Source organism: Microbacterium hydrocarbonoxydans (assembly GCF_900105205.1).
Taxonomy (GTDB): Bacteria; Actinomycetota; Actinomycetes; order Actinomycetales; family Microbacteriaceae; genus Microbacterium; species Microbacterium hydrocarbonoxydans.
The window spans coordinates 2164110-2182786 of record NZ_FNSQ01000005.1; the positions used below are offsets into that span (position 1 = coordinate 2164110).

Below are 18677 nucleotides of genomic sequence, written 5' to 3' on the forward strand. Positions count from 1 at the left end.
ACACGCTTACTGGCGCTTCTGTGTGGCTCGCTCCGCGGCCTCGCGCTTGCTCTCAGGAATGAGGGCGTAGAGCTCCTCCCACTCGCGGGGCCGCGCGACAAGCTCGTGCACCACCTCATTAATGGCCGCGAACAGTGCACGGACCACCCCCGAGTCTTCTTCGACGAGATAGAGCGTCACAAGTTCATCGTCATCGCCATGGAGGGCATCGTTGCCGACCACTCGGAGCGCGGTAAGTATTTTCCATAGCTCCGGGCTGACCTTGGAGTGAAGAGCCCCCAGCCGATCCTGCAGGTTCTTTCTCCCCGGCGTTCCGTCGAGCTCCTTGAGGAGCGCCTCCATTGACGCTCGGGCGAGAGCGGCCGCGGCTCGGCGTGACGTCGGCAGCACAGCCGCCGCCTCCTCGTAGAGCTCTCGCGCCTTGTCCGGCATCTCCGGGTGCGGCGGCTTGATTCCCGCAGTCACGCGTGGGTGAAGACGTTCATCCTGCCGCCACACCGTTAGCCGTCGACACGCGGCGCAGATCGATCCCCACCATGTGGATTCATCGCTATAGGCCCGCCATGCGTCGGTGGTGTCCAACTCACCAGCGAACATGCCCCACTGAGTCAGTTGGTATGCGTCTTGCTCGTCAGATAGGTCGATCGGTTCGAAGTTTCCGGAGTTGTCTGTGAGGACCTTGAGGCTGACCTTCGTCTGATGCGCAACGACGCCGCAGTACGCACAACTGAAACTGTCTTCGATTCGCTCGGAGCTGTTCACGCCATGAGCTTACTGAGTCGGCGGCGGCCCCTACTCGGGGCGCGCATCTGCGTCACGCCTCGACGCTCAGCCCGTCGACCCCTGGGGGTGACTCCCCCTACCCCACCGACGAAAGCCCGGAGCGGCATAGCCTCTCCCTGCTCGCGCCCGCAGAACTCTGTCTTTCCCCGACCCACGATCAGTTCATTCTCACCGCTATACACACCCTCTGAGGAGGCTCTCTTGTCATCCCCTGTGCACCCTGCCCACTGGCCGGACCCGGTCGTCGACACATACGACTCCGTGCTCGCCGAGTCGCCTGAACTCGCCGGAGCTTCCTTCGTGACCCTCGTCGAGGCGTGCGAACTGCTGGCGTCGGCATATGCCCTCGACAAGGTCGCCGCTGCGGCCCACTACATCTCGACTGGATCGACAGGCCAGACAACCGCCCACCCATGTCTCGTCGAGGCGTGACTTGCCCGTACAGAGGCGTCGCGCATCCTGGGTCGTCTCATCCTTCCGGCGAACCGCCGCCGGGAGCGTCGTGTCATCGCGCGGTCGATAGGCAAGCCGCCGCTTCTCAGAGTTCGTCCTCGTCCCATTTTGCGGACGCGTCCTGACTCCGAGCTTCACGCTCGTAGGCGTCAGCGATTGCTCGCAGAAGGCGGCTTGTCCGCCGCCACTCTCGACATTCCTCGGCGCGGTCACGAAAACGCTGAGCAAGCTCCCGCTCCTGCACGCCGCCTTCGTAGACCGACTTGGTATAGATACCGCGAGCCATGCGGGCGCTTGAGTAGAACCCCTGCTCGACGTCGCGCGACCCGAGGTCTTCTAGCAACTCTCGAACTGCTAGGCATGGCCACCCTTCTTGGGCCGAACCCGCACCCGTTGCCAGAACCGCGCCCACCTTCTCATCACCGATCCTTGCCCGACCCGACGCCGTGAGCATGTCTCGCGCCGTGTTCACCCACTGGCGAAGTTGCTCAGGCTGGGCATCCCAGTTGCTTCCGTCAGTGCCGGGCAGTTCATTCCACTCCGACAGCACGCGCCACGCCGTGGTAATGACGCTCGTGTCCACCGACGACTCGTCGTCGTCGCGAGTGCTTCTGGTCGAGATTTTCACCAAGCTCACGAACTCAGACGGTCGTTCCCGCAGCGCGCGGTACAGCGCAGCAGGATGATGCGACGAATGCTCGATAGCCGCGAAGAACGCGAACTCCAGAGGAGCCAGCAGGTCTACTTCGGCACCACGCTTCTGAAGGAAGTCGAGGGCAGAAACTATGACGTGCCGCGCATCACCGGACAAGACCTCCTCGCTGTCTCCGCGGAGGATGCCTCTCAGGCCGGTCTCTGCATCCGCCAGCTCGAAACCAACCGGGCCTCCTTGTGCCTCGCGCATGTCGGCGATTTCAAGCAAGCGCAGCGCGGCTACGTAACGACCAGCCGACAGTAGTCGTTCGAAAACGAGGCGGGCTTGCTCTGGCTCTACCCGCCAGGGGTTCACGTTCTGCCAGTAGGCGTCCGCAAGCTCCGGTTCGAGATCCTCGAGCAAGTCGATGGCGACGGCGGGTTCGGCGAGAAGGAGAAGTGCCGACTGGCCGTGCTCTGACTCTATCGTCCGCATCGTAGACAAAAGCCATTCGCGTCCACCCTCCGTATTTGCGCGCCAGGACAGATATCCCCGACTCGCCTGCGCGTGCGAATCAGTGGTCGACTCCAGCCAACCGAGCATCATCGCGTCGTGTGCTTCGCTTGGCCACTCCGCAAGAACTGACCCAACCCCGTATGGGTTTTCAGCTTGACCGACGAGTTCCTCCAACTCGCTCCCGCCAGATGCAAGAACTGCCGCCATCGCTTCAAGTTGCAGTCGACGCCATTCCGGACGGAAAGCTTCGCTTGTGCGGTCGATTCCGTCGATGTGCGGCCACCAACCGAAAAGCTTCGAGGTCTCGGATGCCATGCCCGGCAAGGGAAGAGCGGAGAGGACGCGCCCGAGTCGCTCCACTTGCGTCTCCGTGAGAGACCAATGCTGCTCGCTATGTTCTCTGTGCCGACTAATCTCCGCGTCCAACTTACGCCAGAGGACACGTGCAGCGGCGGACGCTGTTCCTGCCGCATTAACAGCGTCCTCAAGGCCACTCAGAAGCAGATCGAAGTTCTGACTGCTCAAGCGGTCCAGTGTCGGAACCAGATCTGTCCAGCGCTCTAGATCGCTCCCAGCAAATTCGACGGTGCGCTTAATCAGAACGTCGAATACCGGCACCCACGCCTCTTCTCGGATCAGCGGATCTCCGCTCCCCCATTCGCGGAATCGCGGGCGAGCTGGTTGTGTCGAAAAGAAATCCCCGATGTTAACGATCCTCGCAAGGACACGCCAAGCGACGTCTGGCTGTCTACGTATCATCCTGTCGATGACGGCATGTTGCGCCTCGGCGCCCGCATCCGAATATCGCAGCCAGGGATAGAGGTAGTTCACGAGGCTATCGAACGCGGAACTGCCCGACTTACTGCGCGGCGTTGCCTCGCATAGAGCCGCAAGAGCGCGCATCGCTCCGTCGAAGAACTCGACGGAGCCCGCGAGTACCTCAAGCGCCCACAACAGATACACATGAGGTGAGGTAGCCGAGAAGATGTCTGTTTCTCGTTCCTCAGCGCCAGCGAAGAACCCAAGAAGACTTGGCTTCGCGCTAGAGAGATCGTCGAGCACCGCATCTAGGAACACATTGGGAGACGCCTCCGCGAGAAGAGGCAGTGCGTAATCGACCTGTCGCCAGACTGCTGAGTCGATGACGTCTCCCTCGTCAAGCAGGACGCTGCGAACGACTCCTGCAGCGACATCCTCTCCTCGCCTCCCTGCTACTTCTTCCTCTACCAACGCCATCAACGCTAAGCCGTGCGTGAAGCCGTCTGTGAGTGTCCTGGAGCGGGGACGTTCCTCTCCCCGAAGCTCAGCCACCAGTCTCTGCGTCTGATCCAGCGCGTCGAAGGGGTGTGACGCTAGAAGCACGTCCCTAAGCTCGGCCACCCAGATTTCTAGATCGTGCGTCGTTATGCGCGGATACTGGACCGCCGAAGACTCGACCGGTGCGGCAACGCGCCACGATTCTCCCGCCCGAACGAACATCGGATCGTCGCTGGACTCTTGGGTCAACAGAATACGCTCCAGCTCCTCCCAGCTGCTCCCCGTCAAGCGCTCAAGAACACGCCGATCTGCTGTACTGGCGCTCCACTGCACGGCGAGAGCGAGACGTGCCGCGATTCTGCTCTCCTCCGCGGTCGCGCCCGGTAGCGCCGATCGCACACGAGGATCGAGCGAGATGGAGCGCACGAACGCTTTCGGGCTGCGCCTGAAGAGGGCTGCGAGCCTTTCAGCGCGGATCCTGCTATGTCCTGATGCTTCGAGAACACGCGCTGCTTCGAATCTCCCAAGCGGCTCCACATCGATGACCGTCGTTCCCTGCCTCAGTTGCGTGTCCGCTCCCGCGATCAGAGCTACCCGATGGCCTGCCGCCAGCGCGCCGCCGACTTCTGGTTCATCGAACAGTGGAATCAGTACGAGCGGAGAACCATTCTCCAGCATCCGAGACCAAGCGCTGGAGGAGCGCACGACTACGGGCGTGACGTTCTCATCGCTCTTGGTGAATACGCGAGACATCGTCGCCAGAACCTGTTCTCGCCACGTCCCGCGAAGAATCAAGACCTCATCCACTGATGCCCCGGTCAAGAACCCTTCCACGAGTTCTATGGGTAGTGAAGGGCGGACATCGAATAGTTCCTCGGGCAGCGCTGGGTCCGTTGTGCGGGAGAACTCGCACCACCAGCGTTCTAGCGACTGCACGTCGCGTGGCTGCATTCCGAGCAACTCAGAGAACCAAATGTGCACGTTTCGTTCCGCTTGGAGCCAGCCTTCGAGGTCATCCGCATCAAGGACACTCACACTTGCGAACTCGCCGATGGCGGCCTTATCGTCGGCCCACGCGGCCTTGTCGCGCCACCGGCGCGTCGTTACAAAGACGAAGTGAATGTTCTCCCGCTCAGATTTTGGGATAGCCAACCGGTTACGAAAGTCTTTCTCCGCTTTTCCTGCGACGTCTCCCGTCGTGCCGATCTCGATACCAAGCTCACCTACAGGCAAGAACGTCCCGGCACTTCCATCGCTCTTCGCGACGCCATCCCATCCCCCGAGCGCGACACCATCGCCAGCCCGGACCGATATGCCGGAAACTCCTCGCGTGGCGCGAAGAAGCCGCCGGATCAGCTCCGGCGCGGTGTCTTGCGCGATGCGCCCCGTCCATCTCGCAATATCGTTCGCCGAAACGAACTGTGGCTCGACCGTACGAACTCGCGGAGCACTGCGCTCCACGGACCGACCTCGGCGCTGATCTGCGTAACGCTCGATCTCGGTGCGCGCGAACTGAGGTTCAGCAAGATCGACCTCGGTCACGGGTTTCAACCGGCCTTCACGCACAAGTACTCTCACGCGCGCCTCCTGGACTCCAAGGAACCTTGCAGACTCGGAGATGGAGAGCAGTTCGCGCATAGTTCCATCATCTATACCCGAGGACCTTTCTCGCCACGACCCGCTCAGGTGGTCGATGACCGGCCCTGTTTTGTAGATTAGACATTTCTTGCTTCGTCGAGGAACAGCACCCCGCGGTGCGCTCGAGAGATGGCTCCGGGACGGACGGTCCGGGATCCTCCGCCGACGAGGGCTGCGATGGAGGCGCTGTGATGCGGCGACTCCGTCGGCGGCATCGCTCCCAGGCGGTGCACTGATTCTCCCGACAGCGAGCGGATCGAGGCGACCTCGAGCGCCTCCTCCTCCGTGAGCGGCGGGAGGATGCCGGCCAACCGCCGCGCGAGCATGGTCTTGCCCGCTCCGGGCGGACCGCTGAGCAGCATGTGATGGCCGCCGGCAGCGGCCACGACGAGCGCCTGCACCGCGTCCTCCTGCCCCACGACATCCGCCAGGTCGAGCGTCTCCGCCGGCGCCGAGCTCACCGGAGAGACCGCGACAGCATCCAGTTCCTGGACCTCGACGTCGGCACCGTGCCACACCGCGACCTGCGAGAGCGTCGCGGCCGCGCGCACGTCGATCCCTGGCACCAGGCGGGCCTCGTCCGCGTTCGCCTGCGGCACGACCACCACCTCGAACCCCGCTCGCGCCGCCGCGAAGACGGACGGCAGAACGCCCGGAACCGGGCGCAACCGCCCATCGAGCCCGAGCTCTCCGATGTGCACGGTGCGCGTGATCGACCGCGGCGCCAGGGATCCGCCCGCGGCCAGCGCGGCGACCGCGATGCTCAGATCGAATGCGGAGCCCTGCTTGGGAAGGCTGGCGGGCGAGAGGTTGACCGTCAATCGCCGACGTGGGAGATCCAACCCGGTGTTCTTGCACGCGTTGTGCACGCGCTGCACGGCTTCTCCGAGCGATTTGTCCGGCAGTCCGATGATCTTGAAGTCCGGTGTCTGGTTGGACAGGTCGGCCTCGACCTCGACCAGGTGACCATCGACCCCGGTGAGCGCGACCGCCCAGGTGCGAGCCGTGCTCACGAGAGATCCTCGAGATGTTCGAGGTGACCGACCGCCGGATCCATCCCGACGATGCCGATGGGATCGATGCGGATCCGCAGCCCCTGCACACGATCGCCATGATCGAGCACCCACGCATGGGCGAGCTGCCACAGCCGACGGCGCTTGCGCGCGTCCACTGCTTCGAGGGGATGCCCGTACGCCAGCGACCGCCTGGTCTTCACCTCGACGACTGCAAGCCATTCGCCGCGGCGCGCGACGATGTCGAGTTCGCCCTGCGCGCACCGCCAGTTGCGGTCGAGCACCTCGTACCCCGCGTCGCTCAGGTACCGCACCGCCCGGTCTTCACCGGCTCTGCCGAGATCGTCTTTCGCTGCCATGCGCACAGCTTCGCGTTGCGCGAGGCTGCGGCAGGCCAGGGGCGCGGAATCGTCCGCAGAGAGTGCAGAGTCCGTCAGAGAGCCGAACGGTGCAGAACGGGTCACTCGCCGTCGAGCGAGAGCTCCTGCGGCAGTTCGAACTCGCGACGCTGGAGTTCCTCGACGTTCACGTCCTTGAAGGTGAGCACGCGCACGGCCTTGACGAACCGGTCGGCGCGGTAGATGTCCCACACCCAGACGTCTGTCATCGAGATCTCGAAGTAGAAGTCGTGCTCGGTGTCGCGGCGCACGACGTTGACCTCGTTCGCCAGGTAGAACCGGCGCTCGGTCTCGACGACGTACTGGAACTGCAGGACGACATCGCGATACTCGCGGAACAACGCGAGCTCAAGCTCGCGGTCGTAATCGTCGAAGGCTTCCTCATCCATGATGACTCCATCCTAGAGTCGGCCGTGGGCGGATGCCGCACGGAGCCTCAGAACAGTGTGGGGACATCCGCGATCGCCCACGAAGATCGATGATGTGGCGAGAGCCCGAGGCTGCGGATCGCGTCACGGTGCTCGAGGCTCGCATAGCCCTTGTTGCGGTTCCACTGGTAGTCGGGATGCCCCTCATGGAGGTCCCCCATGTACGCATCTCTGGCGACCTTCGCGATCACGGACGCCGCGGACACCGAGGCGCAGTCGCGGTCGGCCTTGATCACCGGTCGGACCCGCAACGGCGCGGGATGGACGGCCGAGACGTAATCGTGATTGCCGTCGAGCAGCACGAGGGCGCCGGCGGTCGAGACCCCCTGCTCGACGACGCTGAGCACGGCCCTGGACGCCGCGAGACCGAGAGCGCGCATGATGCCGACCTCATCGACCTCCGCCGCACTGACCCACCCCACGCCGGAGGCCTGTACCCAGGAAGCGGCTCGTGCGGCCACTTCGGGTCGACGCCGCTCGGTGACGAGCTTGGAGTCCCTCAGTCCCTCCGGCACGCGGCGCCGTGCGCCTGCGGCATCCATCACCGCCGCACCGACGGCGACCGGACCCGCCAGTGCGCCCCGACCGACCTCGTCGAGGGAGATGATGAGGTCGCACTCGCCGAGGAGGCGCCGCTCCAGCGTCAGCTTGGGCGCGACGACGGTCATTTCGGATCCGGGACGCCGTTGAAGCTGTCGTGGTGGCCGTCGATGGTCCCCATCCGATCGAAGGGCCAGGTCGTGAGGAACGCCTTCCCGACGACGTTCTCCAGCGGCACGAAGCCTCCGCTGGGGAGGTCCTGGTGCGCTCGGGAGTCACGCGAGCGGTCCCGGTTATCGCCCATCAGCCACAGCGAGCCCTCCGGTACGACCACGTCGAACGGATCGTTCGACGCTGCGGTGTCGCCCTCGGGCAGGTTGAGATAGTCGAGCTCATCGATCGGAGCATCGTTCACCGTGATCTGACCGAGTGCGTTGCAGCACACGACGTGGTCGCCGGGGAGTCCGATCACGCGCTTGACGAGGTGGTCCTGCGAGTCCGTCGCCGAGATCCCGACGACGGTGAGCACCCAGTCGACGGCCTGGATCAGGGGTGGCTGCGCCGGGGCCTGCGGCTGTGCATCGAGCCATCCGCCCGGATCCTTGAAGACGACGATGTCGCCGCGCTCGTAGCCGGTCCATCGGGGCGTCAGTTCGTCGACGAGGATGCGGTCGTCGACGAGGAGCGTGCGCTCCATGGACGCCGAGGGGATGTAGAACGACCGCACGATGAACGTCTTGACGATGAACGAGACGAGCGCCGCGATCACGATGATGACGAGGACGTCCCGCAGGAAGATGAAAAACCCTCGACGCCGCTTGGTCGGAGGCGTGGGCGCGGCGGCGGAGTCAGTCGTCATCAAGGTTCCTTCACAGTCTCGCACCGCTCGGAGACGGCACTAACAAGGGTCGCACACCCCGGGGAGAACACAGCACCCCGGGACATCGTGTCCCGGGGTGCTGTGGAGAACCTGCGCGTCAGTTGAAGCGCTTCTCCTTGATCTTCGCCTTCTTGCCGCGCAGCTGGCGGAGGTAGTAGAGCTTCGCGCGACGCACGTCGCCGCGGGTGACGACCTCGATGTGGTCGATCACCGGCGAGTGCACCGGGAAGGTGCGCTCGACGCCCACCTGGAAGCTGATCTTGCGAACGGTGAAGGTCTCGCGCACACCATCGCCCTGGCGGCCGATGACGACGCCCTTGAAGACCTGGATACGGGAGCGGCTGCCCTCGGTGATGTTGACGTGCACGTTGACCGTGTCACCGGGGTGGAAGACGGGAACGTCCGAGCGCAGGGATGCTGCGTCGACGGCGTCGAGGATCTGCATGATCGTCTCTCTCTGCACTCGCCTCAGGTCGGATGCATGATTTCAGGAAGGAACAAGATGGAGGTGTGTGCTGAACGGCGCCGAAGCGTCCGCGGGTTCCCCTGAGGCAGAACCGGTCACGGCACAAACACCCATTCTGCCACGGATGATCCGCCGCGCCAAAACGGAGCGGTGCCTCGTGCTCAGTCGCGTGCGTCGCTCTCGCGGACGACGATCACCTCGTGCGCGCGGGTTGGCACCGACGGCTCGTCGACACCGGGGACCGTCGACCAGGAGATGGTCTCGCGCAGCCGCGCTCCACTGCCCTTCGCTTCGCTCCACAGCTGCCAGAGCTGGAGCCACACCAGGCCGATCCCGACGACGACAGCGGCGGCGAGCAGCCAGCCGAAAGCCCCGTCGAGGAAGAAGCCGACCGCGATGGTCAGGCCGTGCCAGAGCGCGAAACCGCCGACATCCCACCAGGAGACCGCGCGTTCGGCGCGCACCGAGGGGCGCGAACGGGTCAGCAGCGTGAGAAGCAGCTGCCCCACGAAGACCGAGGGGATGGCGATGAACAGCACCCAGAGGATGGCCCAGCCGCCCTGGAAGACGCCCCAGCCGATCAGCAGCCACAGTGGCAGCAGGAACGCAGCGGGGATCAACCACCGGAAGAAGGCCTGACGCAACCACATGTGACGATCGTACGACTCGGCGATGCGACAGGTCAGAGTGTTCGCTGTGAGCACTTCGCCGCTTGCGCCGATGCCGAGCGGACGCCGAGCCGCTGCGGCATCGGGGAGAATGGAGGGGACGAGAGGACACCCCGATGATCGAACTGCGCACCCCTGCCGAGATCGACGAGATGCGCGCCGCCGGTCGCTTCGTGGCCGAGACGCTGGCGACCCTGCGAGATGAGACGAAGGTCGGCACGAATCTGCTGTCGATCGATCGCCGCGCGCACGACATGATCCGCAAGGCCGGTGCGGAGTCCTGCTACATCGACTACCACCCCTCCTTCGGAGCCAGTCCGTTCGGGAAGGTCATCTGCACCTCGATCAATGACGCGGTCCTGCACGGTCTCCCCCACGACTACACCCTGCGTGACGGCGATCTGGTATCGCTCGATTTCGCCGTCTCGGTCGACGGCTGGGTGGCCGACTCCGCAGTCTCTTTCGTCGTCGGCGCGCCGCGCGACGAGGACCTCCGGCTCATCGAGACGACCGAGCGCGCACTCGACGCCGCCATCGCCGCTGCGACCGTCGGCAACCGGATCGGTGACATCTCCGCCGCGATCGCCGCCGTCTCGCACGGCGAGGGGTATTCGATCAACACCGACTTCGGCGGGCACGGCGTCGGACGCATCATGCACGGCGACCCGCACGTGCCGAACGACGGCCGCGCCGGTCGCGGATTCCCCCTTCGGGAGGGCCTCGTCTTCGCCCTCGAACCCTGGCTGCTGCAGACGACCGACGAGCTCGTCACGGATCCGGACGGATGGACGCTGCGCAGCGTCGACGGTTCACGCGGCGCTCACTCCGAGCACACCGTGGCCGTCACGGCCGACGGACCGATCATCCTGACCGACCGTTCGTTCCTCGGCGTCCACTGACGCAGAGCCATCGTCCCGCGGCGGCCGTCACCCCGACGGCGTCGCCCGTTCCCAAGAAGCGACGGGCCCTTCGAGGACGCGGAAGAGCGGATGCGGGTCCGGCACCGTCACGGTCGCCCAGAGCGCGAGCACATCGGGGTTGCGTACGGTCAGCTTCGCCCTGAGATGGCTCCATTCCGCGGCGAGCTGCCCGGTGGTCACCGACAGCATGGCTTCATCACGCGCATCGCGCCTGTCGATGCGCTCCCGGTCGAAGCGGTAGCTGCGCACCTCGGCCTCGACGGCTATCGCGTGCAGGTACGACCCGACGGCCTCCAGAGGGTCAGGGGCCGATCGGAATCGTTGAAGCTGCGGATGGTTCATGTATCCCGTGGTGCGCCCGGCCAGCACCGCCTGCGCCAGCAGCGTCTCGCGCCAGCAGGCCACGAGCCCCTGACGGTCCAGGTAGCGCGGATGCAAGGACCAGATCCTCATGTGCGCCGGTAGACGAACACGTCGGTCACGATCGGCAGGTCGAACGCCTCACGTCCCTGCGTCTCCGGGTCCGAGTCGAGCACGGCTTCGATCGCCGCGAGCATCGCGTTCCGCTCGTCGTGGCCTGCGACGAGGAACGTGCTCACCGTCATCCAGCGCTTCAGGTAGTCGACTCGTCGGATCCTCTCGGTCCATCGCAGCTGGGTCGCGCCGACATGGTCGAAACCAGGGAGCTCGTCCGCAGCACTCGTCGTGGTGCCATCCGACTCCCCCACCGCCGGGTGAGCGATCCGATGCGCCGCCCTGTCCCATCTGCTGGTCGGATCGGAGTGGTTCCAGAGCAGGCCCAGCACACCTCCCGGCTTCAACACCCGCGCGATCTCTGCACAGGCCGCCGCCCGGTCGAACCAATGGAACGCCTGTGCCACCGAGACGACGTCCACTGCGGCGTCGGCGATCGGAATGCTCTCCGCGGTTCCGAGGAGAGTCTCGACCCGCGGCAGCTTCGTCCGGAGGATGCCGAGCATCGCCTCGGACGGCTCGACGGCGATCACGTGCGCCGCGCGATCGGTCAGCAGCTCGGTGAACTTGCCCGTACCGGCGCCGAGGTCGAGGATCGCGTCGACGTTCCCCGGGGCGAGCAGCTCGGCCGCGGCCGGGGGAAACCCCGGTCTATAGCGGTCGTAGTCCGCGCCGATCTGTTCGAACGACTTCGCCAGCACCTCGTCCACCATGCTCAGACGCTATCAGCCGTACGAGGTTCCCCCGGGGCGGGTGCGGCTCCGCTGTGCCATCCTGGGGGCATGATCCCGCAGGACCGTCACGTACCGGAGCGTCTGCTGCTGGTCCGACACGGCCAGACACAGTGGGAGAGAGAGCACCGCCTGCACGGTCAGTTGGATTCCGCCCTCACCGAGGACGGAATCAGGCAGGCGAACGTCATCGCGCGACGACTCCACGGTCGCGGAATCATGACAGTCTGCTCGAGCCCGCTCGGACGCGCGATGAGCACGGCCCGCATCATCGCCGACCTGCTCGGTGCGGAGCTCATCGAGGTGCCGGAACTCGCCGACGTCCATCACGGCGACCTCGCAGGGCTGACGTGGGACGAGGTCGACCAGCGGTTCCCCGCCGCTCGGGAAGAGAGGGCGGCCAATCGGTACGGGTGGGCGTTCCCTGGGGGCGAGAGCTACGCTCAGGCCAGGGCCCGTGCACGCCGAGCCCTCTCAGCCTGCGGGTGGGCCGCCACAGGGACACCGGTGATCGTGACGCACGAGATGATCGGCCGGATGGTCCGCGCGGAACTCAGAGGGCTTGACATCGGGTCCGCGCTCGGCCTGCGCCATCCCCACGACGTCGTGTTCGACATCGACCACGGGGTGGAGACGATCCTCTAGGAGTCGTCGCCCGGCAGCAGATCGGGGCGACGAGTACGAGTGCGCTCGATCTGCTGGTCGCGACGCCACGCGGCGATCGCCGCGTGATTGCCGCTCAGCAGCACCTCGGGCACCGGACGTTCGCGCCACGTCGAGGGCTTCGTGTACGACGGGTACTCCAGCAGCCCGTCTTCGTGAGACTCCTCGACGAGGCTCTCGGGATTGCCGACCACACCGGGGATCAGCCGACCGATGGCCTCGATCATCGCCATCGTCGCGACTTCTCCCCCGTTGAGGACGTAGTCGCCGAGGCTGATCAGGCGCACCTCGCCGAGGGCAGCGGCGTACTCGAACACGCGCTCGTCGATGCCCTCATACCGGCCGCATCCGAAGATCAGGTGTTCGCGGGAGCTGAGATCCCGCGCCGTGGCCTGCGTGAAGACCTCACCGGCAGGCGAGGGGAAGATGATCGTGGGTCTGTTCTGCTCGGCGTCGCCCGCGTGCGCAGCGTCGTCAGGCCGCGCGGCGAGCTCGTCGAGCGCGAGCGCCCACGGCTCCGGCTTCATCACCATCCCGGCACCACCCCCGTACGGGGTGTCGTCTACCGTGCGGTGACGATCCGACGTCCAGTCCCGCAGATCCCGCACGGTCAGATCGAGGATGCCGGCGCTGCGCGCCTTACCGAGCAGGGAGAGCGTCAGCCCGTCGAAGTACGACGGGAAGATCGAGAGGACGTCGATGCGCACGGAGGAACCGTACCAGCGGTCACTCGGAGGCGTCGGAGTCCGAGGACTCCCCCGCGTCCGGGGTGTCAGACGCCTCAGGGAGCTCCTCGAAGAGTCCGGGAGGCGGCGTCACGATGACGCGTCCCGCGCTCACGTCCACAGTCGGAACGATCGCCTTGACGAAGGGCACCAGGACCTCGTTCTCTCCGGCGCGGACGATGAGCAGATCCTGGGCGGGGAAATGATCGACACGCACGACCTTGCCGATCACCTGGTCGTCACGTACGACGTCGAGGCCGACGAGCTGGTGGTCGAACCACGCATCGTCCTCGACCTCGTCGACGTCCTGGTCGATCCACAGGATCGCGCGGACGAGGGTCTCAGCGGCATCCCGGTCGTCCACGTCCTGGAGGAACACGACAGGATTGCCGTTCATCACGCGGTACTCGCGCACGACCACCGTCTTGCCATGCCACGGAGATGCCTCAGGCACCTGCAACGTGAACTCGGCACCCGTCGTGAAACGACGCTCCGGGTTGTCGGTGTAGAGCTCCAGCTTGAGAGCGCCCTTGAGGCCATGGGCCTTGACGAGGCGCCCCACCCGCAGCTGGTTCTTGCCCTGGTTGCGGTCTTTCGGCACCACGTCAGTCGTCCGCGACGTCGACGCGGACGCGACGCCCATCAGCCAGTGCGGCGATGAGCGTGCGCAGTGCCTTGGCCGTGCGGCCGCCGCGCCCGATCACGCGTCCACGGTCGTCGGGGTGCACACGCACCTCGAGGAGGTCGCCTCGCGGCGTGGTGGAGGCGTTGATACGCACATCGTCCGGGTGATCCACGATCCCCTTGACGATGTGTTCGAGCGCGGCGGCGAGCACGACGGATTACTCTGCGTCGGCGGCGGGAGCCTCAGCGGCCTCCGCGTCGGCAGCGGCGGGAGCCTCCGCAGCGGGAGCCTCCTTCTTCTCCGCCTTCGGCTTCACGACGGACTTCTTGGACGCGTCGATCTCGAACGGAACCTTGGGCTCCTTGACCTTGAGCGTGGACTTGGCGTCCTTGTCGCCCTTGAACTTGCCCCAGTCACCCGTGATCTTGAGGAGGGCGGCGACCTGCTCGGTCGGCTGCGCGCCGACGGAGAGCCAGTACTGCGCACGCTCGGAGTCGATCTCGATGAACGAGGGCTCCTCGGTGGGGTGGTACTTGCCGATCTCCTCGATCACGCGACCATCGCGCTTGGTCTTCGAGTCGGCGACGACGATGCGGTAGAACGGCGCACGGATCTTGCCCATGCGCTTGAGACGAATCTTGACAGCCACGATTCTCCTGAATTGTGTGGAAGGAAACGAACCGGTCGCCTGGAGAGTGGGGTGCACACCCGGCGGAAGCTCAAATAGGGAGGACGAGTGCTGGATAGAGGGTCGAGCACGTCGTCCGACCTTCTATTCTGCCAGATCCGCCCGCCAGTCGCGAAACGCGGCGACTCGGGGGTTGCCGTGTCGCGGACACCGCGTGTCAGACTGTGCTCGTGAAGCTCGATTTCGCGCCGTCGGCGCGGTCCACCGTTGGCCTGGAGTGGGAGATCATGCTCGCCGATCCGGCGACCGGTGATCTCGTCGGTCGCGCGCCCGAGCTCCTCGCGGCGCTCGAGGCGCAGAGCGAGGAGGAGCGCCACACGGTCACCGGAGAGCTTCTCACCAACACCATCGAGGTCACCAGCGGGATCGGCGACTCGGTCGCGCACGCCGTCGATGACATCGCGAACGCCATCGCGGCGGTGCGAGAGGCGACCGACCCCGCTGGCATCGAGCTGCTCTCCGCCGGGAGCCACCCGTTCGCGCAGTGGTTCGACCAGGAGGTGACCGACAAGACTCGCTACCACACGCTCATCGAGCGGACCCAGTGGTGGGGTCGCAACATGATGATCTGGGGCATCCACGTCCACATCGGCGTGGAGGACCAGCGCAAGGTCATCCCGATCATCAACGCTCTCGCCGCCTACCTCCCGCACCTGCAGGCACTGGCGGCGTCGAGCCCGTTCTGGGCGGGCGAGCGCACCGGCTACGCCTCGAACCGAGCCCTCGTCTTCCAGCAGCTGCCGACGGCCGGGCTCCCCTGGCCGCTCCGCGACTGGTCGCAGTACGAGTCGTACCTCGAGGACATGGTGCGCACCGGCGTCATGGCGGATGCGACGGAGGTCCGCTGGGACATCCGTCCCGCGCCCCGCTGGGGCACGATCGAGGTCCGCGCCTGCGACGGACTCTCGACCCTGCCGGAGCTGGCGTCGATGGCCGCCCTCGTGCAGGTCCTCGTCGAGCACCTGTCTCGCCAACTCGACAAGGGGCGGGACCTGGCGGAGATGCCCGCATGGTTCCACCGCGAGAACAAGTGGCGGGCCGCCCGCTACGGGCTGGATGCGCGGGTCATCGTCGACGCGGCCGGCACACAGCGCCCGGTGCGCGACCATCTCGCCGACATCATCGAGGAGCTCGCACCGGTGGCGCTGGAGCTCGGCTGCGTCCGCGAGTTCGCCAGCATCGGGACGATCCTCACGGACGGCGCCAGCTACGAGCGCCAGCTCACCATCGCCAACGCCACGGGCGGAGACCTCGCGGCGGTCGTGCAGCACCTGATCCGCGAGTTCCGCTCCGGCCCGGAGGCCTCGACCGAGGAGCCCTGAACCGGGTGCACATCACGCGCGGAGTCACTCGTCGACGAGTCGGCGCGCGAGCCCCTCGTCGAGGACCACATCGGTGATGAGCTCCGCGGCGATGGCCGCACGCAGGCTGACCAGCTTCGGCACGCCCGAGACCACGCAGACCCGACGCGGCACGCGTCGGAGCCGGTCGAGCCCGGGACCAGTGGCCCTGGCGTTCACCCTGATGTCCTTCCAAGTCCCGTCTGCTCGGAAGAACACGGTCGCGACGTCTCCGATGGCGTGGTCCTCGCGCAGACTGCGGTAGTCGTCCCGGCTCAGATACCCCCCGACATACACGCGGCTCGGGACCTCGGCGGCCGGGGACCCGAGACTGAAGACGGCGATGTCCATCTTGGACTGCAGATCGAGCACGCGCCGCGTGCTGCGCTCGCGCCACATGGCCTCGCGGGTGGAGGGGTCGTCGAAGAATGCCGGCACCGGGAACTGCTGCACCTGTGCGCCGAAGGCGCTGCCGAAGCGCTGGAGGATGTCGCTGGAGTACTCGACGCCACTGGTCTGTGTGTTACCGGCACCGTTCAGCTGCACGAAGGTCGTGTTGTGGGTCTCCTTCTGCGTGAGCCCCCGACTCACGGCACTGATCGTGGAGCCCCAGGCGACTCCGACGATCATGTTGGAGTCCACGAACTGCGACAGCAGCCGCCCGGCGGTGAGCGCGACCCGCTCGAGGCGCTCGACCTCGCTGACGATCTCGGGGATGGGCACGACGTGCGCCACCACGCGGTAACGATCACGGATGCGCTGCTCCAGCATCCCGAGCCGTTCGAGGGGCGAGTTGATGCGGATGTCGACCAGCCCGCTCTCGCGGGCGAAGCTGAGAAGCCGAGACACCGACGACCTCGAGGTCTTCAGCTCCTGCGCGATGACCTCCATGGTCTTGTCCTGCATGTAGTAGAGCTGCGCGGCGGTGAGCGCCGCGATCAGCTTCGCATCGCGGGATCCCGCGTCGGACTGAGCCATGACGACCTCCTCCCCCCGATCTTTGCACATATGTGCAGCGGGCTTGCGCGTGACGCCCGTGGAGGTCGATGCTGGGGGCAAGAACAGAGAGAGGTCGAAGATGATCGAGTCGACACACTCATCACCGGAACGCGCTGACGTCCGCGCGGTCCGCGAGTCCGGACGCACGAGCGTCCTCGTCATCGGAGCAGGGATCAACGGGATCTCCACCTTCCGTGACCTCGCCCTTCAGGGCGTGGACGTCCTGCTGGTCGAACGAGGCGACTTCGCATCCGGTGCGTCCGCCGCGTCGAGCCACATGATCCACGGCGGCATCCGGTACCTCGAGAACGGCGAGTTCCGTCTCGTGCGCGAGTCCGTCGAAGAACGCAACGGTCTTCTGAAGATCGCCCCGCATTACGTCAAGCCGCTCGAGACCACCATCCCGATCTACTCGACGTTCTCCGGCATCCTCTCCGCGCCGCTGCGCTTCCTCACGCACAAGAGCGGCAAGCCCCAGGAACGCGGCGCCTTCCTCATCAAGGTCGGTCTGACCATCTACGACACGTTCTCGCGCGACGGCGGCATGGTCCCGCGTCACCGGTTCCTCGGCCGCAAGCGCTCGCTCGCGGAGCTCCCCTCGCTCGACCCGAACATCAAGTACACGGCGACCTACTACGACGCATCCATGCACGACCCCGAGCGTCTGGCTCTGGACGTTCTGCAGGACGGCCGCGCCGCGCACCCCGGCGCCATCGCACTCAACTACGTCGAGGCGATCTCCCGGGACGGCGAGAAGGTCGTGCTGCGAGACCGCGAGAGCGGGACCGAGTTCTCCGTCACCGCAGACGTCGTCGTCAACGCGTCCGGCCCCTGGACCGACCTGACCAACGACGCCCTCGGCACCGACACCCGGTTCATGGGCGGCACCAAGGGATCGCACATCGTACTCGACCACCCCGAGCTCCTCGAGGCCACCCGTGGACGCGAGATCTTCTTCGAGCACTCCGATGGTCGCATCGTCCTCATCTACCCGCTCAAGGGCCGCGTGCTCGTAGGGACCACGGACATCGACGCAGACCCCCGCGAGGTTCCGGTATGCACGGAGGAGGAGATCGACTACTTCTTCGACCTCATCCACCATGTGTTCCCGCAGATCGATGTGACACGAGAGCAGATCGTCTTCAACTTCTCCGGCATCCGCCCCCTCCCCCGTCACGAGGACACGGCACCCGGATTCGTCTCTCGCGACTACCGCATCGAGGTCGACGAGAAGGGTGCAGCGCCCCTCGTCAGCCTCGTCGGCGGCAAGTGGACCACGTTCCGCGCGCTCGGCGAGTCGCTGTCGGATGTCGTGCTCGGTCTGATCGGCCGCACCCGCACGGTCTCGACCGCCGGTCGTGCCATCGGCGGTGGCCGCGACTTCCCGCGCACCGAGAAGGCCCGTCGGATCTGGATCCAGGAGAACCTTCCCGGCGCCGGAGACCGTGCAGAGCGCCTGCTCGCCCGCTACGGCACCCGCGCCGCACAGGTCTGGGCCTACGTCGAGCAGGGCGATGACGCGCCCCTCGTCGGCGGCGACCTGTCGACCAGGGAACTGGCCTGGATGGTCGAGAACGAGATGGTCGCGCGCCTGCAGGACGTCGTACTGCGTCGCACCAGCATCGCTTTCACCGGCAATGCGGACGCGGATGTGCTCGAAGAGCTTGCCGATGCGCTGGCTCCTCTGCTCCACTGGGACCGTGCACGACACGATGCCGAGCTCGAGCAGACGCGAGAGCTGCTCAACGAGCGCCATGGACTCCAGATCTCGTCCCGCGCACGCGGCTGACGAGAGATCCGAACGCCGCCCTCCACGCGGCGTAACTCCCAACAAGTGC

The 18677-nt window shown here is 65.9% G+C and carries 20 protein-coding genes and 1 pseudogene; 5 read left to right on the forward strand and 16 right to left on the reverse strand.

The window, feature by feature from the left end; translation table 11 throughout:
* Positions 1 to 6: 6 nt before the first annotated feature.
* Positions 7 to 762 carry a DUF4145 domain-containing protein gene (locus BLW44_RS17515; RefSeq protein ID WP_082724454.1) on the reverse strand — a complete coding sequence of 252 codons (756 nt, stop codon included), beginning with the start codon at positions 760 to 762 and terminating at the stop codon, positions 7 to 9.
* A gap of 222 nt (positions 763 to 984) precedes the next feature.
* On the opposite strand from BLW44_RS17515, the gene BLW44_RS10760 reads away from it, so the two are divergent.
* A complete protein-coding gene (locus BLW44_RS10760; RefSeq protein WP_139305275.1) occupies positions 985 to 1215 on the forward strand; it encodes a hypothetical protein in 231 nt (76 codons plus the stop codon).
* A gap of 106 nt (positions 1216 to 1321) precedes the next feature.
* Here BLW44_RS10760 and BLW44_RS10765 read toward each other — a convergent pair whose 3' ends face one another.
* The 8 genes and pseudogenes from BLW44_RS10765 to BLW44_RS10800 form a co-directional block, all read right to left on the reverse strand.
* Positions 1322 to 5281 carry a hypothetical protein gene (locus BLW44_RS10765; RefSeq protein ID WP_060925866.1) on the reverse strand — a complete coding sequence of 1320 codons (3960 nt, stop codon included), beginning with the start codon at positions 5279 to 5281 and terminating at the stop codon, positions 1322 to 1324.
* Positions 5282 to 5370: 89 nt separating this feature from the next.
* Positions 5371 to 6294, reverse strand: a pseudogene (locus BLW44_RS10770) (ATP-binding protein); the annotation flags it as partial.
* Positions 6291 to 6653 carry a YraN family protein gene (locus tag BLW44_RS10775; RefSeq protein WP_060925865.1) on the reverse strand — a complete coding sequence of 121 codons (363 nt, stop codon included), beginning with the start codon at positions 6651 to 6653 and terminating at the stop codon, positions 6291 to 6293. The gene BLW44_RS10775 and the pseudogene BLW44_RS10770, both read right to left, overlap by 4 nt.
* 101 nt (positions 6654 to 6754) lie before the next feature.
* Positions 6755 to 7081, reverse strand: a complete 327-nt coding sequence (locus tag BLW44_RS10780) for a DUF2469 family protein (protein ID WP_060925864.1) — start codon at positions 7079 to 7081, stop codon at positions 6755 to 6757.
* 47 nt (positions 7082 to 7128) lie between these two features.
* On the reverse strand, positions 7129 to 7788 hold the full coding sequence (locus BLW44_RS10785) for a ribonuclease HII (RefSeq protein ID WP_060925863.1): 660 nt from the start codon (positions 7786 to 7788) through the stop codon (positions 7129 to 7131).
* Complete coding sequence (gene lepB, locus BLW44_RS10790; protein WP_060925862.1) at positions 7785 to 8519, reverse strand: signal peptidase I; 735 nt, start codon at positions 8517 to 8519, stop codon at positions 7785 to 7787. Before lepB ends, BLW44_RS10785 begins: the two co-directional genes overlap by 4 nt.
* A 118-nt stretch (positions 8520 to 8637) precedes the next feature.
* Positions 8638 to 8985 (reverse strand): 50S ribosomal protein L19, encoded by a 348-nt coding sequence (gene rplS / locus BLW44_RS10795; protein ID WP_060926035.1) that lies wholly within the window; start codon positions 8983 to 8985, stop codon positions 8638 to 8640.
* 182 nt (positions 8986 to 9167) lie between these two features.
* Positions 9168 to 9656: a hypothetical protein gene (locus BLW44_RS10800; RefSeq protein WP_060925861.1), complete on the reverse strand. Its 489-nt coding sequence runs from the start codon at positions 9654 to 9656 to the stop codon at positions 9168 to 9170.
* 134 nt (positions 9657 to 9790) lie between these two features.
* Here BLW44_RS10800 and map point away from each other — a divergent pair, with 134 nt between their 5' ends.
* A complete protein-coding gene (gene map / locus BLW44_RS10805) occupies positions 9791 to 10573 on the forward strand; it encodes a type I methionyl aminopeptidase (protein WP_060925860.1) in 783 nt (260 codons plus the stop codon).
* Positions 10574 to 10600: 27 nt separating this feature from the next.
* Here map and BLW44_RS10810 read toward each other — a convergent pair whose 3' ends face one another.
* Both BLW44_RS10810 and BLW44_RS10815 read right to left on the reverse strand, forming a co-directional pair.
* Entirely contained in the window at positions 10601 to 11047 is a 447-nt protein-coding gene (locus BLW44_RS10810) for a pyrimidine dimer DNA glycosylase/endonuclease V (protein WP_060925859.1), read from the reverse strand.
* On the reverse strand, positions 11044 to 11781 hold the full coding sequence (locus BLW44_RS10815) for a class I SAM-dependent methyltransferase (RefSeq protein WP_060925858.1): 738 nt from the start codon (positions 11779 to 11781) through the stop codon (positions 11044 to 11046). Before BLW44_RS10815 ends, BLW44_RS10810 begins: the two co-directional genes overlap by 4 nt.
* A 69-nt stretch (positions 11782 to 11850) precedes the next feature.
* Here BLW44_RS10815 and BLW44_RS10820 point away from each other — a divergent pair, with 69 nt between their 5' ends.
* Positions 11851 to 12444 (forward strand): histidine phosphatase family protein, encoded by a 594-nt coding sequence (locus BLW44_RS10820; protein ID WP_060925857.1) that lies wholly within the window; start codon positions 11851 to 11853, stop codon positions 12442 to 12444.
* Here BLW44_RS10820 and trmD read toward each other — a convergent pair.
* Genes trmD through rpsP form a run of 4 tightly spaced genes read right to left on the reverse strand, consistent with a single transcriptional unit; the run spans position 12441 to position 14461 of the window.
* Positions 12441 to 13169, reverse strand: coding sequence for a tRNA (guanosine(37)-N1)-methyltransferase TrmD (gene trmD, locus BLW44_RS10825; RefSeq protein ID WP_060925856.1), 729 nt, complete (start codon positions 13167 to 13169; stop codon positions 12441 to 12443). The genes BLW44_RS10820 and trmD overlap by 4 nt on opposite strands.
* A 19-nt stretch (positions 13170 to 13188) precedes the next feature.
* Complete coding sequence (gene rimM, locus BLW44_RS10830; protein ID WP_060925855.1) at positions 13189 to 13791, reverse strand: ribosome maturation factor RimM; 603 nt, start codon at positions 13789 to 13791, stop codon at positions 13189 to 13191.
* A 1-nt stretch (position 13792) separates the two neighbouring features.
* Positions 13793 to 14023 (reverse strand): RNA-binding protein, encoded by a 231-nt coding sequence (locus BLW44_RS10835; RefSeq protein WP_060925854.1) that lies wholly within the window; start codon positions 14021 to 14023, stop codon positions 13793 to 13795.
* Between the two features lie 6 nt (positions 14024 to 14029).
* Positions 14030 to 14461, reverse strand: coding sequence for a 30S ribosomal protein S16 (gene rpsP, locus BLW44_RS10840; protein ID WP_060925853.1), 432 nt, complete (start codon positions 14459 to 14461; stop codon positions 14030 to 14032).
* A gap of 209 nt (positions 14462 to 14670) precedes the next feature.
* On the opposite strand from rpsP, the gene BLW44_RS10845 reads away from it, so the two are divergent.
* Positions 14671 to 15822: a glutamate--cysteine ligase gene (locus tag BLW44_RS10845; protein WP_060926034.1), complete on the forward strand. Its 1152-nt coding sequence runs from the start codon at positions 14671 to 14673 to the stop codon at positions 15820 to 15822.
* Between the two features lie 24 nt (positions 15823 to 15846).
* Here BLW44_RS10845 and BLW44_RS10850 read toward each other — a convergent pair whose 3' ends face one another.
* A complete protein-coding gene (locus tag BLW44_RS10850) occupies positions 15847 to 16818 on the reverse strand; it encodes a sugar-binding transcriptional regulator (RefSeq protein WP_060925852.1) in 972 nt (323 codons plus the stop codon).
* A 100-nt stretch (positions 16819 to 16918) separates the two neighbouring features.
* On the opposite strand from BLW44_RS10850, the gene BLW44_RS10855 reads away from it, so the two are divergent.
* Positions 16919 to 18628 carry a glycerol-3-phosphate dehydrogenase/oxidase gene (locus tag BLW44_RS10855; protein WP_060925851.1) on the forward strand — a complete coding sequence of 570 codons (1710 nt, stop codon included), beginning with the start codon at positions 16919 to 16921 and terminating at the stop codon, positions 18626 to 18628.
* Positions 18629 to 18677 lie beyond the last annotated feature (49 nt).